Below are 14,517 nucleotides of genomic sequence, written 5' to 3'. Positions count from 1 at the left end.
GCCACGCCATCCCACCGCCCCCGATGACCGCCCTTCACCCGCCGCGGTCACGGCACTGCTCGGCCGCTGCGCCGCCGAGCGCCGCTTGACGGCCCCATCCCGCGGCGGCGGATGGGCGCAATCGCTCTATTACCTCTAGCCCTGAAACGTAGCAGAGAGCCGAAAAGGTGCGATTGAGGGTACGCTCCTGACAGGCCGGTGATAGAATCCGGGATCATTCGCTCGGCACCCTCATCAATAAAACCTTAAAAAAAGGGGTAGTTTCAGGGCTCCAGCGTTTCTGGTGAGACCCCATAACCGGGAATACACCGCCATCCACAAGAGGAGCTAGCCCCTTATGACCCGACCTCGGTATCAAGTCATCCTGGCTGATCACGAGACCCCGTTGTGTATCCATTTCCAGCTTCGTTTTCAGGTTTTCTGCGAGCGGGAGGGATTCGAGCCGCGCCACCGGTTCCCCGACGGCATGGAGCAGGACCACCACGACGAGAAGGCCGTCCACTTCCTCCTGCTCCGCCACGATGGACCGGCCCGCAGCCGGTGGGTCGGCACCCTGCGCCTGATCCGCCGCACGAGCGCCCCCCTGCCGCTGGAGGAGGCCTGCGGCCTCGACAACGGCTCCGCCCTCGGCCCGGACTGCGCCGAGCTCTCGCGGCTGATCATCAACGACCCGTCGCCGCGGGGCGAGAACATCCCGCTGTACCTCTTCTGCCAGGCCGCCCACGACCACGCCGCCCGGCACGGGATCAACCAGCTCTACCTCCTCGTCCGTCCCGCCCTCGGGCGGCTGCTCCACCAGCAGGCCCTGCCGCTGGTCCAGGCCGGCGCGGCGTGCCAGCACCGCGGCCTACGGGTGCCGTACCGCGTGGCCACGCCGCTGATGCGCCAGGGGCTCGACCGCTGGCGCGAGAGCCTGCCCCTGAACGAGGCCGACCAGACGGCCTACCTCCCCTACACGGCGTACCGGCGCCAGGCCGAGCAGCGGCCGGCGGCCCCTCCGAAGAGGAGGGCGGTACCGAGGATCCACACCCCCCGGCCCCCCTCGCCTTCCCAGCCGCCCACCTCGACACCCGGTCCCTCGCCGGAGGACAGTCCCCGTGAACGAAGCAATACTGCCGGAGCGGCTTAAGCGCTACTTCGTCCTCTCGCTCGCCGATACGCCGCAGCGGCGCCGGGAGATCTACCGGCTCCGCTACGAGATCTACTGCCGGGAGTTCGGCTACGAGCGCGAGGCGGACTGCCCGGGCGGGCTCGAGCGCGACGAGTACGACGACCGGGCGATCCACTGCGCCATCCACCACCGGGACAGCGGCGTGCTCGCCGGCTGTATCCGCCTGATCATGGCCAGCGAGGATCCCGAGATCGGCCAGCTCCCCCTCGAGCGCCACTGCGCGGAGAGCCTCTACGAGACCCCGCAGCATCCGGCGCGCATCCCCCGGGAGCAGATCTGCGAGGTCTCCCGCCTGGGCATCCGCTACCAGTTCCGGCGCCGCCGCGGCGAGGGCGAGCACCCCTTCGGCAGCGCCGCCGGCCTGCAGCTGCCCCGCGAGCAGGAGCGGACCTTCCCCCTGCTCGCCTCCGCCCTGTTCGCCGCGGAGGCGTACCTGGTCTACGAGGCGGGCAAGCAGTACTCCTACGCCATGATGGAGACGCGCCTCGCCGAGCTCCTCGCCCGCCAGGGGCTCGTCTTCACCCCCATCGGCCGCGTCATGCGCTACCACGGCAAGCGGGCGGCGTACTACATCGAGCGCGAGGAGCTGATGAGCAGCATCCGCGCCTCCCGCCTCCTCCTCCCCCTCTACGAGATGGCCGAGGAGCAGCTCGCCCCCCAGACCGCCCAGCTGCTGCGAGGCTGACCGACTGCAGGAGCCGACCATGCCCCCCTTCGACTACACCACCGCCTTCCAGCGAACCGTCGGCTGGGTCACGCCCGAGGAGCTCCAGCGCCTCCGCCGCAGCTGCGTGGCCATCGCCGGGCTCGGCGGCGTCGGCGGCAGCCACCTGCTGACCCTGGCCCGGCTCGGCGTCGGCCGCTTCCGCATCGCGGACCTGGACCACTTCGAGCTCCACAACATGAACCGCCAGGCCGGCGCGACGCTCAGCACCCTCCACCGCCCCAAGGTCGAGGTCGCCCGCGAGATGGCCCTCGACATCAACCCGGAGCTGGAGATCGCCACCTTCCCCGAGGGGGTCGAGGCCGCCAACGTCGACGCCTTCCTGGCAGGCGCCAACGCCTACGTCGACGGCCTCGACTTCTTCGCCTTCGCGGCGCGCCGGCTGGTCTTCGCCCGCGCCGCCGCCCACAACGTCCCCGCGCTGACCGCGGCGCCGCTCGGCATGGGCGCCGCCGCGCTCAACTTCCATCCGCAGGGGATGAGCTTCGACCGCTACTTCGACCTGCACGAGGGCCTCGAGGAGGCGGAGCTGGCGGTGCGCTTCATGCTCGGCCTCGCCCCGGCCCGGCTGCACATGGGCTACCTGACCGATCCGGCCACCGTCGATCTCGGGGCGCAGCGCGGCCCCTCCACCCCCATGGCCTGCATGCTCTGCGCGGGGATCATCGGCGCCGAGGTCGCCAAGGTCCTCCTCGGGCGCGGGCGCACCCTGTGGGCGCCGCGGGGGGTGCAGTACGACCCCTACCGGCAGCGGCTCGTCCGCACATGGCGGCCCGGCGGCAACCGCAGCAACCCGCTGCAGCGCCTGCTGATCGGCCTCGCCCGGCGGCGCCTGGCGGCCTCGGGGTGAGGCGCACGGGCGCGGTCGAGGCAGGCAGGGGGAGTAGAAAGAGCGAGGGGGCCCGGCGGGCCCCCTCGGATTGAGGCTGAACGGAGCCCCTGGCGGCTGGCTACGCCGCGGCCATGCGGACGCGGACGCCGTTCTGCCGGCGGTAGCCCACGTAGCCCAGGGTCACCAGGCCGAGGCCGAGCAGCGCCAGCGAGCCCGGCTCGGGCACCTGGGTCTCGCCCCGGATCGAGGCCGTACCGGTGATGGGGTACTCACTATCGGCCAGGTCCTGGTTGAAGAAGAACTCCGAGTTGAGGGCCAGGTCCGCGGGGTTGCCGTCGACGTCGACCCGGTCGGTGGCATTCCGCGCGATCACGTCCGCGGCCGGCCCACCCGTAACGTTCAGCAGCCCGAAGCCCGAGGACTCGTCCTGCGGCTCCAGCAGGGTGCCCTGGAGGAGGGTGAAGAGGGTGCCGGGCTCCTCACCGCCGAAGAACGACCCCCGCGTGTGGTTGACACCCTCGAGGCTGAGCCACAGATCGCCCTGGGCCCAGGTGCTCGGGTCGCCCGCCTGGAAGCTGGAGGTGTTGTCGACGTAGAAGTCGATGGTTCCCCCCGTGAAGGCCAGCCGCCGCTCGTCGTCGACACTTGGCCCGATACGGTTGAGCTCGTAGTCGTCGAAGCGGAAGGTCAGCTGGCAGTCGGCGCAGAAGTTGGTCTGCTCGTTGATCGAGCCGACCAGGCCCGCCCCGTTGAGGATATCGCCCTCATTCTGGACGACATTCTCGCGCAGGTTGAGGGCCTGGATCGTCAGGTCCGTGGGCTGCGTCGAATCCCAGGTGACGCCGTCGACGGTGACGGCCGACGCCGCCGAGGCGCCGAGGGCGCCGATCCCCAGTGCTGCGCTGGCGCAGATGGCATGCACTCTGCTTCTCATTTTGCACCTCCTATCAGGGCGTACGCCCGGTAAGCACTGTCACTTTGCGAGAAGCCGCAAAGCGCCAAGCCTTACGCTTGCGCCCTATCTGAAGCAGGAGTCATGCCAGGAATGTAATTTACTGAGTATAAAAGTATTTTTGAAAGTTGCCCGACGAGGCAGTGAGCCGCATGTAAAGCCGCTTGACATTTCCCGTAGCGTCCCCGCGGTCACCGCGGCGCCGTCAGCGCCCCCAGGGGCAGGCGCTGCGAGCGGACGGGCTCGCGCCGCGGCCAGCCGAGCCGCAGCAGGAGATCCGGCACCCCGCCGGCCAGCGCCAGCTGCCCGACCCGCTCCTCCAGGCGGCGGGCCGGCGCCTCGAGGGGGGCCGGCAGCTGCCGGCGGTGCAGGCGCTGGAGCTGGTCGGTCACGGCGTAGTAGGGGTGGACCGCCAGGCCGTGCTGGCAGGCGCGGATCCAGGCGCGCTCCATCAACCGCCCCGCGGCGACCGGGTCGCCGCTACCGCCGCTGACCACGGCGACGGCCGGCGCCGAACGGATCCGCCGGCCGTCCGGCCAGGCGAGCAGCCGGTACAGGCCGAGGCGGTTGAGCCGGCGCATCCGCGGCCACGGGCGGAGCCAGCGCAGCAGCGCCGCGCCGCCGGGCGGCAGCCCCAGGGTCGCCACATCGAGCCCGTCGCCGCGGCGCGCCTCCGCCTCGCCCAGCCGCAGGCTCCCCATCAGGGCCCGGTGCAGCTCAGGGACCCGGAAGCGGATCGCCGAGGCGAGCGCCACCGCCTCGGCGAGCCCGCGGAGCGTCTCCGGGTCGGTGATCACCCGGACGGCGGGGCCGCTCGCCGGCTCCCCGGCCTCGAGGGCCTCGAGGATGGCCCCGTCCGGCACCTCGGGGCGTGTGGGCAGGCGGTTGGTGTGCCGCTGGAAGAGCGGCGCCTCGGGGTCGAGCGGCCCGGCCGCGGCCGCGGGGTCGAGGGGGATCTGCGCATGGACGCCCGGCTCGCCGCCCGGCTCGCAGGTGAGCGCCACGCCGAGGGCGGCGGCGGCCTGCTCGAGATTCTCGAGCACCGCCCCGACGGAGAGCAGCGTCGCGTGGGCGTCGGGGGGGAATCCGCCGGCCTCCCGCGCCCGGACCCGCAGCCGCTGCCCGTCCCACTCGAACGCCCAGGGCTGGCTGTTATCCGCCGACGGCGCCGCCCGGCCGGCCTCCACCAGCGCCCGGACCACCGCCGGCAGCTCGGCTTCTCCCCCCATCGCCCCCTCCTTCTCGCTCTTCGGGCTCGCCCCCTCAGCCGCTTGCGGTGCGCGCCCGCTCCAGGAGCCGCCGCGCCCGCTGCGGATCCGCCAGATCGCCGCTCTCCAGGAGCCGCTGGAGCGGATCGCGGGCCTCAGCCCAGCGCCGCTGCTCGATGTAGAGCTCGGCGAGGTCGAGGACGTAGCGCTCCCGCTCCGCCTCGGCGACGACCTGCTCCAGGGCCTGGACCGCCCGCTCGGTCTCCCCCGCCTGGCGCAGCGCCAGGGCCAGGGTGTGCCGCGCCTCCGTCAGCCCCGGGGCCAGCTCCAGGGCGCGCTCGCTCATGGCGACCGCCTGCCTCGGCCGGTCGTCGTGGATCAGCCAGGCGAGGTTGTTGAGGGCGACCACGTCGTCGGGGTTCTCCAGGAGGAGCTGGCGGTAGAGCCGTGCGGCGGCCTCGCCCTCCCCGGCGCGGTCCAGGAGCTCGGCCAGCAGCCGCTTGGCGGCCGGCCCGGGCTCGCCGGAGCGCTCCTGGGACCAGGCCTCCAGCACCGCCCGCGCCCGCTCCGGGCGCTCGGCGCGCCGGTGCGCCCGGGCCAGGGCGACGGCGCCCGCCTCGGTCGGCTCCACCTCCTGGGCCCGGCGGAGGCGCTCGATAGCCGTTTCGTAGTCGCCCTGGGCCATCGCCAGGTCCGCCCCCTGGCTGAGCAGCTCGCGCTCGATGCCGAGCTCCTCGCTGCGCAGCTGCGCGTAGAGCTCGTTGGCGCGCTCGTAGTCGCCCTCCCGCATGTAGGTGCGCATCTCGAGCACCCGGGGGCGGGGGTCGTCGGGGGCCAGCTGCGCCGCCTTATGGAGCTGCTCGCGGGCCGTGGCGTACGCCTCGAGGGCGACCAGGCTGCGGGCGAGCTCCACCCGCAGCCCCGCGTCCTCGGGCCGGCGCTCGACCAGCCGCTCCCAGTGCGCCCGGGCCTGCGCCGGCGAGCCGAGCGCCTCGTAGGCCCGCGCCTTGGTCCGGAGCAGCTCGACGCGCTCCGCCCCCTCGACGCCCGAGAGCGGCGCGAGCGTATCGAGGGCCGCCTGCGCCTCGCCCAGCCTGAGCTGGCGCTGGGCCTCGAGGACGCGGGGCGACGGCGCCTTGGGGTGGCGCTCGATGGCCGCCTCGAGCACCTCGCCGGCGCGGCGCAGCTGGCCCGAGGCCATCTCCAGGCCGGCCAGGTCGAGGGCCAGGCCGAGGTGCTCCGGGTGGCGCTCATGGCCGCGCCGATAGACCTGCAGGGCCAGCTCTCTGCGGTCCACCCGGGCGAGGAGCCGGCCCAGGTTGCGCATCGGCGAGATGTACGCCGGCTCGAGCTCGAGGGCCTCCTGGTAGGCCTGGAAGGCCCGCTCCCACTGCCCGAGGGCGGTGTACGCGCCGCCGCGGAGGTTGAACAGCCGGGGATCCTCCGGGTGCGCGGCGATCAGCCGATCGAGCTCGGTGAGCGCCTGCTCGTAGCGGCCCTCGCCGATGGCCTCGACCACGGCCTCGTGCGCCTCGGCGCCGGCGTAGGAGACCCCCTCGCGGGGCTGAGGCCCGCTGCCGCCCTCGCCGCCGGCGGCCTGCGCCTGCTCCTCGCCCTCTGCCGTGATGCCGGAGAGCACCGTCTCGCGGAAGAGACCGTCGCCGACGCCGCCCTCCTCCGCCAGGCGGGCCCGCAGGGTGAGCGCCCAGCGGTCCCCCGGCTGCTCGCTGAGGTACTGCTCGAGCAGCTCCCTCGCCCGCTCGACGCGATCCCGCGAGGCGGCGAGCACCGCCCGCATGAGGGTGACGACGGGATCGTCCGGCTTGGCCGCCTGGTACTGGTTGAGCTGGTACTGCGCCTGCTCGTGGTAGCCGGCCTCGCCGTGGAGCGCGGCCAGGACCAGGCGCGGGGCGGGGAACTGATCGGTCCGGCTGAGGGCCTCCTCCATGGCGCTCTGGGCCGCATCCAGCCTGCCGTCGCGCAGCTCGATCAGCCCCCGCAGGTAAGGCGCCCGCGGCTCCTCGCCCGTAATCTCGCTCAGCAGCTCGGCGTCCTCGCGCGCGCCCTTGAGGTCGCCCTCCTTGAAGCGCAGCAGGCCGCGCTGGAAGACGTCGGCGGGGCGCACCGGGCTGCTGTTCTCGATCGCCCGGGTCAGGCTCTCCAGCGCCGCCTCCCGGCGCTCGTCACGCAAGGCGTGCATCGCCCGGATCCGCCAGGCGCCGGCGTGCGCCTCCTCGACGGCCAAGACGCGGTCGACCCAGGCGCTGGCGCGCTCCCAGTCCCCCTCCGCCTGGGCCAGGATCGCCTGCCCGAGCCGGGCCTCGGCCGAGCCGGGATCGGCCAGCAGGGCCTCGCGGAACTCCCCCTCGGCCCGCTCCCGCCTGCCCAGGCTGAGGGCGGCGCGCCCCCGGACCACGTGCCAGCGGGCGACCTCGCCCGGCGGCATCCCCTCCTCGGCCTTGACCGCCAGGGCCTTCTCCAGGCTGCCGGCCCGCGCGTGGGCCTGGGTCAAGGGCAGGACGATCTCCTGCGCCGAGTAGCCGAGCTCCTTCGCCTTGGTGAGATCCTTCAGGGCGAGCTCGTACTCGCCGGTGTTGAGCCGGGTGACGCCGAGGTAGAAGCGGGCCCGGGCGTTCTGCGGCTGCTCCTGGAGGACGTTGCGGAACTCGATCGACGCCGCCGACAGATCGCCCTCCTGGAAGTACGCCACCCCCTTGCTCAGGTGCTCCTCCGGGGAGGCGTCGAAGCTGTCGCAGCCGGCGAGCCCCCCTGCCAACGCCAGCAGCAGGCCGAGATACACGCCGCTCCAGGGCAAGATTGTTCCCATCCTCATCGTCCTCACCTCAGTCCGTACTTATCCATCAGGCCGTACAGGGTCGGCCGCGTGATCCCCAGCAGGGCGGCCGCCTGGGCGATATTCCCGTTGCAGCGGCCCAGCGCCCGCACGACCACCTCCCGCTCCGCCCGGTCGCGGGCCTCGCGAAGGCGCAGGGTCTCCCCCTCGCCGCCGCTCTCCTCGGCGGTGGGCAGGCCCAGCTCATCCGCCGTGATGCGCCGGTCGTCGGCCATGATCACGGCCCGGCGCAGGACGTTCTCCATCTCGCGGACGTTGCCGGGCCAGGAGTACGCCTCGATGGCGCCCAGCGCATCCGGGGTGAGCTCCCGCCGCGGCTTGCGCTGCTCCCGGGAGAAGCGCTCCAGCAGGGCGTGGGCGAGCAGCGCCGCATCCCCCGAGCGCTCGCGCAGCGGCGGGATGGCGAGCTCCACCTCGGCGATCCGGTAGTAGAGGTCCTCGCGGAACCCCCCCTCGCGGAGCATAGCGCCGAGATCGCGGTGGGTGGCGCAGACCACCCGCACATCGACGGCGATCGGGTCGCGGCCGCCGAGGCGCTCCACGCTGCGCTCCTGGAGGAAGCGCAGCAGCTTCGCCTGCAGGCTCAGCGGCATGTCCCCGATCTCGTCGAGGAACAGGGTGCCGCCGTCGGCGTGCTCGATCTTGCCGATCGTCTGCCGGTTGGCCCCGGTGAACGCCCCTTTCTCGTAGCCGAAGAGCTCGCTCTCGAGCAGGTTCTCGGGGATGGCGGCGCAGTTGATGGCGACGAAGCGCCCCTTGGAGCGCGGGCTGAGCCGGTGCAGCGCCCGGGCGAGGATCTCCTTGCCGGTGCCGCTCTCGCCGCGCAGCAGCACGGTCGCCTCGGCCGGCGCGAGGCGCTCGATCATGCGGCAGACGCGCAGCATCTCGGGATTGCTGGTCAGGAAGCCGTCGAGCGGCGAGCTCGAGGCCTGCGCCAGGCGGCGGTTCTCCGCCTCCAGCTCGTAGAGCCGCGCGGCGCGGTCGACGATCAGCCGCAGGGTGTCGGCCTCCACCGGCTTGAGGTAGTAGTCGTAGGCGCCGAGGGCGATCGATCTCAGGGCGTTCTCCCGGTCCCCGTTGCCGGTGACCACGATCGCCTTGCTCTGCGGGCTCTCGGCGAGCAGGGCCTCGAGGACGGCCAGCCCCTCGGAGGCGTTCGCCGGATCCGGCGGCAGCCCCAGGTCGACCAGGAGCAGCTCCGGCTCGTGGCGGCGCAACTGGGTCAAGGCCGACTCGCGGTCGTGGGCCTGGAGCAGCTCGTAGCCGTCGAAGCACCAGCGCAGCTGGCCCTGGAGGCCCTCATCATCCTCGACGATCAGCAGCTTGAACGGCTTTGACGACAACGCTCCCCCTTGCGGTCAAGACGCCACCTGCACATTCGCTAGCCCGGGCCGCGAGCCGCTAGACCCGCGGGCCACCAGGCGCACCGTGAAGACCGTCCCTTGACCGGGGCAGCTGCGGACGTCGATCCGTCCGCCGAGCTGGGCGATGTACTCGCGGGCCTCGTAGACCCCGATCCCCATGCCGGCGTTGCCCTTGGTGGTCTGGAAGGGCTGAAAGAGCTGCTCCCGGATGAACTGCTCGTCCATCCCTTGGCCTGTATCTTCAATCACAATATAGCCCCACTGATCGCGCTCCCCCATCTGGAGGCGCACCTGGCCGTCCGCCGGGGTCGCCTCCTGGGCGTTGCGCACCAGGTGGGCGAGGACGCTGATCAGCCGCTCGCGGTCGCCGACGACCTGCACCCGCCCGTCGACCTGCAGCTGGGGGAGCGGCTCGGCGTCGGCGCAGCGCTCGACCACCCGGTGCAGGACCTCGTCGAGCTCGACGCGCTGGGCGGGGGCCGCCGGCTCGGGCTGGGCGTTGCGCAGCTGCGCGAGGGTGCGGTCGAGCCGATCCCGGGCGTGGCGGACCGTATCGAAGGCGCTGGCGACGAACTCCGGGTTGTCGCGGTAGCGCTCGGCGTTCGACAGGACCAGCGACAGCTGCCCGGAGACGTTCTTCAGGTCGTGGACCAGGAACGCCGCCAGGCGGTGGAAGGTCTCGAACTGCCGCGCCTCGAGCAGGGCCTCGTCGGTCTGGGCCAGCGCCACGTAGACCGCCAGCTGCCGGCCGGCGGTCTTGAGCAGGTCCCGGTCCTCCCACTCCAGCGGCCAGGGGGCGCGGGGGTGGGCGAGCACCGCGAACCCCGTCAGCCCCTCCCCCTGGAGCAGCGGCACCACCAGCCAGTAGCGCGGGCTGCCGACCAGCCAGGCCGGGAGGCTCAGGTCGCCGTAGGGGTGCTGGCCGCGCCGGTACTCGTCGAGGTCGATCACCCAGCCGCTCTCCGCCAGGAAGGTGGCCAGCTCGCCGTCCCCCGGCTCCGGCGGGTGATCCGGGTCCCCCAGGTTGAGCACCCCCTCCAGCCGGTAGTCGCCGTGGCGGTCCCGGGCCCAGAGCAGCCCGCCGAAGCTGTCGACCAGCTCGGCGATCGCCTCGATCGCCCGCTGCCGGAAGGGCAGCTCGCCGTGCTCGCCGGAGAGGGTGTGGGTAAAGCGCAGCCACTCGTCGTGGTAGTCGTACTTGTAGTTGAAGAAGTTCTTGTTGATCAGCACCCGCAGCCGGGTCCGGAAGCTCCCCGAGGAGAGGAGCAGGACCAGCAGCAGGACGGCGCCGAAGAGCAGCGCGACCTGCAGCAGGGCCCCCCAGTCGCCGCCGGTCCGGCGCAGGAGGTAGCCGCCCGCCCCGACGAGCAGGAGGTAGATGCCGGCGCCGATCAGGGCCGCGCTGTGGAAGGCCAGCTGCCGGGAGACCGTCGGCTCCTCGCTGCGCTGGGGCTGGCGGTGCATGGAGGCGGCGATCAGCGGCACGACCAGGGCGTTGACGGCGCCCCGGGCCTGCCAGGTCGGGCGGTCCACCGCCTGGAAGAGCACCAGGTCGGCGAACAGGAACAGATCAAAGGCGAACATCGCCCCCACGCCGAGGCAGAGGAACTTGACCTCCCAGCGCTTCTGCAGGGGGGTGTTGCGGAAGAGCTGCTCGACGAGCACCAGCCCTGCCACCGCCAGCAGCAGGCTCGCCAGGGTCCGCCAGGCCATCGTGGCGTCGCTCACCGGCCCGAGGAGGGAGGCCAGCAGGGTCGCCGCCAGGAAGAGCGCCAGCCCGCCCCGCCAGAGGCGCAGGGTGCGCACCCGCTCCGGGAGGTCGCCCTGGAAGCGGGCGAGCACGGCGAGCAGGACGGCGTACCAGCCGGCGCTTCGCGCCAGCCCCAGCATCCCCGTCGCCCCGGTCACCGCCGCATCGGCGCGGAGGCCCTCCCACGCCAGGTCCCCGGCCCAGGCCGCCGAGAGCAGCGCGGCGAGGCCGACCCACGGCGCTGCCGGGCGCCGCCGCCAGAGGGTCAGGGCCAGGGCGGCGAGGGCCAGGAACGCCGCCACGGCGCTGAGCTGGCTGCCGAGGGCCACGGCGTCGCCGAGCGCCACCCTAGCGGGCCCCCTGGCCGAGCACGACCACGGCCACCGTGCGCACCAGGATCACCGCGTCGAGGAAAAAGGTGTGGTTCTTGACGTAGTAGAGGTCGTACTGGAGCTTCTCCCAGGCGTCCTCCACCGAGGCCCCGTAGGGGTAGCAGACCTGCGCCCAGCCGGTGATCCCGGGCCGGACGCTGTGGCGGGCCGGGTAGAAGGGGATCCGCTGGCTGAGCTGCTCGACGAAGGGGGGGCGCTCCGGGCGCGGGCCGACGAAGGACATCTCCCCGCGCAGGACGTTCAGGATCTGCGGCAGCTCGTCGATGCGGAGCTTGCGGATCACCCGGCCGACCCGGGTGATGCGGTCGTCCGCCTGCCGCGCCCACTGCGGCACGCCGTCCCTCTCGGCGTCCGCGCGCATGCTCCGGAACTTGTAGAGCAGGTAGGGCCGGTTGCCGCGGCCGATCCGCTCCTGGCGGTAGAGGACGGGCCCGCGGCTCTCGAGCTTGATGGCCACGGCGGTCGCCGCCATCAGGGGCAGGGTGACGGCCAGCAGCGCCAGGCTCACCGCCAGGTCCGTGGCGCGCTTGACCGCCGCGCGCAGCCGCCCCTGGCGGAAGCCGGAGCCGAAGATCAGGGAGCTGGTGTTGAGCGAGTCGAGGCGCAGCTGCCGGCGCTCGCGCTCGAGGAAGTGGGTCAGGTCGGTGACGGTGATCCCGTGGAGCCTGCAGTCGAGCAGCTCCTCCAGGGGGAGCTGGCCGCGGCGCTCCCGGACCGCCACCACCAGCTCATCGGCCTCGTAGGCCCGGGCCAGCGAGCGCAGGTCCTGCCCGGCGGCGGGGACGATCACCTGCTCCGGCGGCACGTCCACCGGCCGGCTGCGCTCCTGCGCCACGAAGCCGATCACCGTATACGGCATCTCCTCGGCGGAGCGCTCCCCCTGCAGCTCGGTGACCGCGGCCGCCCGGCTGCCCACGCCGACCACCAGGATGCGCTGCTTGAGCCGCGGCGAGCGGGCCAGGCCGCGGTAGACCCGGCGCTTGGCGACCAGGGCGACGAAGGAGAGCGACAGGCCCAGGGAGAGCCCGGAGTACGCCGATGGCACCGGCACCACCCGGTAGCCAAGGGCCGCTGCCAGGGCCACCAGGAGCAGGGCCGTGGCGATGCGCACATCGACCATCAGCGCCCCGTCGCGCATGACGACCTGGCCGGGGTCGTACAGCCCGAGCAGGGCCATCGCCAGCACCACGGCGGCGGCGAGGCCGAGGACCTCCAGCTGCAGGCGCAGGCGATCCAGCTCGAGGGCGGCCGGATCCGCCTGCAGGAGGAGGGCCAGGTCGAGGCTGGCCGCCACGAGCAGCCCCTCCAATCCCACCAACAGCAAGATACTACGCGGTATGAAGTGACCGAAGAAGCGCACTCCGACCCTCCGGGACCACCTGCAGCCGCTACGCGGTAGCGGCTGCGCGGTGCGGGCTAAAAGAGCTGCCCTGGGCTAGAAGAACTGCTCCGGGATGATGAGCACATCGCCGGGGAGCATATCCACGTTGGCGGTGATATCGCCGCCGTTGATCAGGTCGTCGAGGCGCACCCGGTACTCCTTGCGCTCTCCCCCCTCCCGGCGCACGAGCACCGCCCGGTTCCCCGCGGCGAACTCGGTGATGCCGCCGACGGCGATCAGCACGTCCATGACGGTCATCCCCTCGCGGTACTGCAGGGCCTGGGGCTGCGTGGCCTGGCCGATGACCCGGACCTGGCGGTCGTAGGGGCCCGAGAAGCCGGTGACGATGACGGTCACCACCGGGTCGCGCAGGAACCGGCTCAGCTCCTCCTCCATGACCCGGGCCAATTCCGTGGGGGTGACGCCGCTGGCCTGGACATCCTCAACCAGCGGCGTGGAGATCTGGCCGTCGGGGCGCACCGGCACCGTCACGGAGAGCTCCGGGTTGCGCCACACGGCGATCTGGAGCGTATCGCCGGGGCCGATGACGTACTGCTCGAGCTCCGGGTAGTCGACCTCGCCGGGGGCGTCCGGTGGTAGGCTGGCGCAGCCGACGAGCGAGATACCGAGTACCAACCCCAACAGGAGCCGAACAGCGCGGTGGGCCGGGCTCACAGGCATATCTCGCTCCTCGATCGCAGCCAAAATCTCCGTTGACAGTCTTGAGTCAAACACACGCCCGGGGGTTCTTCCACGTGGCCGCGCCGGCCTCGCGGGCCCTGCGCGGCAATCCCGCGCAGTGCTGCTAGTCTCAACAGTGAAACACCCTGCAACCGGAGCGGAGGGCGCCAAGCCGATGAATGTGCTCGTCACTGGGGCCACCGGGTATATCGGGAGCCATGCGGCAGCCGCCCTGCTCGAGGCCGGCTACGGGGTCGTCGCCCTCGACAACTTCCACAACAGCCACCCCGAGGTCGCCGGGCGGATCGCGCGGATCGCCGGCCGCACGCCGCGGCTGGTCGAGGCCGACGTCCGCGATCCCGCCGCGCTCGACCGGGTCTTCCGCGACCACCCCATCGACGCCGTCATGCACTTCGCCGGGCGCAAGGCCGTCGGCGAGAGCGTCGAGCAGCCCCTGGCCTACTACCAGACCAACGTCGGCGGCACCCTGCAGCTGTGCCGGGCCATGGCGCGGGCCGGCGTCTTCCGGCTGATCTTCAGCTCCTCGGCGACGGTCTACGGCGACCCCGAGCAGGTGCCCATCCGCGAGGATGCGCCGGCCGCCGCGGCGACCAACCCCTACGGGCGCAGCAAGCAGGTGATCGAGCAGCTGCTCGCCGACCTCTGCGCCAGCGATCCGCGCTGGGGCGTCGGCGTGCTGCGCTACTTCAACCCGGTCGGCGCCCACGAGAGCGGGCTCATCGGCGAGCACCCCAACGGCGTCCCGAGCAACCTGGTGCCGTACATCGCGCAGGTGGCGAGCGGCGAGCGGGAGCACCTCGCGGTCTTCGGCGCCGACTACCCCACCGTCGACGGCACGGGGGTGCGCGACTACATCCACGTCGCCGACCTCGTGGACGGCCACCTCAAGGCCCTGGAGCGGCTGGAGCGGCAAGCGGGGATCGATACCTGGAACCTCGGCCGCGGCGAGGGCCACTCGGTGCTCCAGGTCGTCGAGGCCTTCGAGCGGGTCAGCGGCCGCCCCGTCCCCTACCGCATCACCGCCCGGCGCCCCGGCGACGTCGCCGAGTGCTGGGCGGACCCGGGCAAGGCCGAGCGCGAGCTCGGCTGGCGCGCCGAGCGCGGCCTCCTGGCCATGCTCCGCGACGCCTGGCGCTGGCAGCAGCGCAACAGCCGCAGCGCCCCGGCGGCGCTCGCCCCGTAGGGCC

Annotated in this window: 11 protein-coding genes; 4 read left to right on the top strand and 7 right to left on the bottom strand. The window is 72.7% G+C overall.

Features of this window, described 5'->3' with window-relative positions; genetic code table 11:
- Positions 1–337: 337 nt before the first annotated feature.
- Genes CKO13_RS06205 through CKO13_RS06195 form a run of 3 tightly spaced genes read left to right on the top strand, consistent with a single transcriptional unit; the run spans position 338 to position 2,745 of the window.
- On the top strand, positions 338–1,129 hold the full coding sequence (locus CKO13_RS06205) for an acyl-homoserine-lactone synthase (protein WP_242467919.1): 792 nt from the start codon (positions 338–340) through the stop codon (positions 1,127–1,129).
- Positions 1,098–1,856 (top strand): PEP-CTERM/exosortase system-associated acyltransferase, encoded by a 759-nt coding sequence (locus CKO13_RS06200; protein ID WP_200257951.1) that lies wholly within the window; start codon positions 1,098–1,100, stop codon positions 1,854–1,856. The genes CKO13_RS06205 and CKO13_RS06200 overlap by 32 nt, the downstream gene beginning before the upstream one ends.
- A 19-nt stretch (positions 1,857–1,875) precedes the next feature.
- The gene (locus tag CKO13_RS06195) at positions 1,876–2,745 is read left to right on the top strand and encodes a ThiF family adenylyltransferase (RefSeq protein ID WP_200257947.1); all 870 of its coding nucleotides are present in this window, start codon (positions 1,876–1,878) and stop codon (positions 2,743–2,745) included.
- Positions 2,746–2,845: 100 nt separating this feature from the next.
- Here the strand turns inward: CKO13_RS06195 and CKO13_RS06190 are convergent, their stop codons facing one another.
- The 7 genes from CKO13_RS06190 to CKO13_RS06160 form a co-directional block, all read right to left on the bottom strand.
- Positions 2,846–3,661: a PEP-CTERM sorting domain-containing protein gene (locus CKO13_RS06190; protein WP_200257946.1), complete on the bottom strand. Its 816-nt coding sequence runs from the start codon at positions 3,659–3,661 to the stop codon at positions 2,846–2,848.
- Positions 3,662–3,870: 209 nt separating this feature from the next.
- A complete protein-coding gene (locus CKO13_RS06185) occupies positions 3,871–4,908 on the bottom strand; it encodes a nitroreductase family protein (RefSeq protein WP_200257941.1) in 1,038 nt (345 codons plus the stop codon).
- A gap of 34 nt (positions 4,909–4,942) precedes the next feature.
- Positions 4,943–7,714 carry a tetratricopeptide repeat protein gene (locus tag CKO13_RS06180; RefSeq protein ID WP_200257937.1) on the bottom strand — a complete coding sequence of 924 codons (2,772 nt, stop codon included), beginning with the start codon at positions 7,712–7,714 and terminating at the stop codon, positions 4,943–4,945.
- An 11-nt stretch (positions 7,715–7,725) separates the two neighbouring features.
- Positions 7,726–9,084: a PEP-CTERM-box response regulator transcription factor gene (gene prsR / locus CKO13_RS06175; RefSeq protein WP_200257936.1), complete on the bottom strand. Its 1,359-nt coding sequence runs from the start codon at positions 9,082–9,084 to the stop codon at positions 7,726–7,728.
- 15 nt (positions 9,085–9,099) lie between these two features.
- On the bottom strand, positions 9,100–11,202 hold the full coding sequence (gene prsK / locus CKO13_RS06170; RefSeq protein ID WP_200257935.1) for an XrtA/PEP-CTERM system histidine kinase PrsK: 2,103 nt from the start codon (positions 11,200–11,202) through the stop codon (positions 9,100–9,102).
- A gap of 1 nt (position 11,203) precedes the next feature.
- Complete coding sequence (locus CKO13_RS06165; RefSeq protein WP_200257929.1) at positions 11,204–12,607, bottom strand: TIGR03013 family XrtA/PEP-CTERM system glycosyltransferase; 1,404 nt, start codon at positions 12,605–12,607, stop codon at positions 11,204–11,206.
- Positions 12,608–12,682: 75 nt separating this feature from the next.
- A complete protein-coding gene (locus tag CKO13_RS06160) occupies positions 12,683–13,309 on the bottom strand; it encodes an XrtA/PEP-CTERM system exopolysaccharide export protein (protein ID WP_200257927.1) in 627 nt (208 codons plus the stop codon).
- Between the two features lie 175 nt (positions 13,310–13,484).
- Between CKO13_RS06160 and galE the strand changes: the two genes are divergently transcribed.
- Positions 13,485–14,513, top strand: a complete 1,029-nt coding sequence (gene galE / locus CKO13_RS06155) for a UDP-glucose 4-epimerase GalE (protein ID WP_200257925.1) — start codon at positions 13,485–13,487, stop codon at positions 14,511–14,513.
- The last annotated feature ends 4 nt before the right edge of the window (positions 14,514–14,517 follow it).

The organism is Halorhodospira neutriphila, from assembly GCF_016584055.1.
Classification (GTDB): domain Bacteria; phylum Pseudomonadota; class Gammaproteobacteria; order Nitrococcales; family Halorhodospiraceae; genus Halorhodospira; species Halorhodospira neutriphila.
The sequence above is the reverse complement of the archived record's forward strand: the minus strand, read 5'-3'. Positions and strand labels throughout refer to the sequence as shown.